This window comes from Ideonella sp. P3_A4, from assembly GCF_056403075.1.
The window spans coordinates 1-1,639 of record NZ_JBFUGE010000967.1 but is presented as its reverse complement, the minus strand read 5'-3'; the positions used below and the strand labels follow the sequence as shown (position 1 = coordinate 1,639).

Annotated in this window: 2 protein-coding genes; one reads left to right on the top strand and one right to left on the bottom strand. The window is 66.4% G+C overall.

Going from position 1 to position 1,639, the window contains the following annotated elements; all coding sequences use genetic code 11:
• On the bottom strand, positions 1-523 hold a 523-nt coding region (locus tag AC1DYI_RS34950), incomplete at its 3' end, for an electron transfer flavoprotein subunit beta/FixA family protein (RefSeq protein ID WP_477208688.1).
• Between the two features lie 99 nt (positions 524-622).
• Between AC1DYI_RS34950 and murI the strand changes: the two genes are divergently transcribed.
• Positions 623-1,639: glutamate racemase (gene murI, locus AC1DYI_RS34945; RefSeq protein ID WP_477208687.1), on the top strand; the 1,017-nt coding region annotated here is incomplete at its 3' end.

Sequence of the window (1,639 nt, the reverse complement as noted above, 5' to 3'; positions counted from 1 at the left end):
CCGCCGGCGTGCTGAGCTTGAGCGTCTCGAGGCCACCGTCGACTTCACGCGTGACGTTCACGCTGCCATCGGCGAACTCGACCTTCGAGGCGAAGGTGGCTTGCGGCAGGTCGGCCAGCGCGGCCAGCATCTGGCCGGTCTGGTTGCAGTCGTCGTCGATCGCCTGCTTGCCCARGATCACSAGGCCCGGCTGYTCCTTGTCGACCAGCGCYTTCAGCAGCTTGGCCACGGCCAGCGGTTGCAGTTCGAGGTCAGCAGGGGTCTCGACCAGGATCGCGCGGTCGGCGCCGATCGCCATCGCGGTGCGCAGCGTTTCCTGGCACTGCGTGACGCCGCAGGAGACGGCGATCACCTCGGTGACAGCGCCCTTCTCTTTCAAGCGGACGGCCTCTTCGACGGCGATTTCGTCGAAGGGGTTCATGCTCATCTTGACGTTGGCGATGTCCACCCCCGTGCCGTCGGACTTCACGCGAACCTTCACGTTGTAGTCGACGACGCGCTTGACGGCTACCAATACCTTCATGTCGCGTTGCTCCTGTCGGACCCGAATGGTCTGAATTGACGTTTACGTTAACTGCGGGATTCTAGTGGTTGCACCAGTGCCGGACGGGGTGAAACCGGCATGGTGCTCGACGCCAAGCGCGTGTGGCGCAGGCCGAAGGATAAATCGAACGGTCGTGCTATTTTAGGTGCGCGGCCCCAGAAATGTCAGTCGTCTGGGCGACAGTTGACGCTTCGGGTGTTACGCCTCGCCCGGCGGGCACTCGACTGCGCTTGGCCGGGTAGACTGCCCGCCGCCATGACGCCGCTCGACACCGTGCCCGCCCCTCACAACGCCAACACGGCTTCGGGTGATGCTGCGGCAGGCTCATCCCTCATCGGTGTCTTCGATTCGGGCGTGGGTGGCCTGTCGGTCCTGCGTGCATTACATCGCCAATTGCCGCAAGCGCCGCTGCTTTACGTGGCAGATGCCGGCCACGCGCCCTATGGCGACCGTGATCCGGCCCACGTGCGGCAACGCTCCGAACGGGTCGTCGATCACCTCGTCGACCAGGGCGCGCGCCTGGTCGTCATCGCGTGCAACACCGCCACGGCTTGGGCGGTCGATGGCGTGCGAGCGCGACACCCTGGCGTGGCATTTGTCGGCGTCGAACCGGGCGTGAAACCGGCCGCGTTGGCCAGTGCCCGGCGCAGCATCGCAGTGATGGCAACGCCGTCCACGCTGGCCAGCGAACGCTACGCAGATCTGGTGAAACGCCATGCCCCGGGATGCCAGGTTCATCCCGTGCCTTGCGGCGGCCTGGCAGCGGCCATCGAGCGCGGCGAGGCCGGGCTGGCGGAAGTCGATCGCCTGCTCGATCTGTATTGCGCGCCGCTGGCCACGTTGGACATCGATACCGTGGTGCTGGGCTGTACGCATTACCCGTTCGTGGCCGAGCGTATTGCCGCGCGCCTGGGCCCCGGCATCCACCTGCTCGATACCGCGGATGCGGTGGCACGCCGGGCGGTCGATCTGCTGACGCCGTCGGCCGCAAACGCCGATGCGGCAGACCTCATCATGTTGCAGACCACCGGCGAACCAGACCTGCTGGCCCGCATGGCACTGAGCGGATTGGGTCGCGCGCTGCCGGTGCAGCGC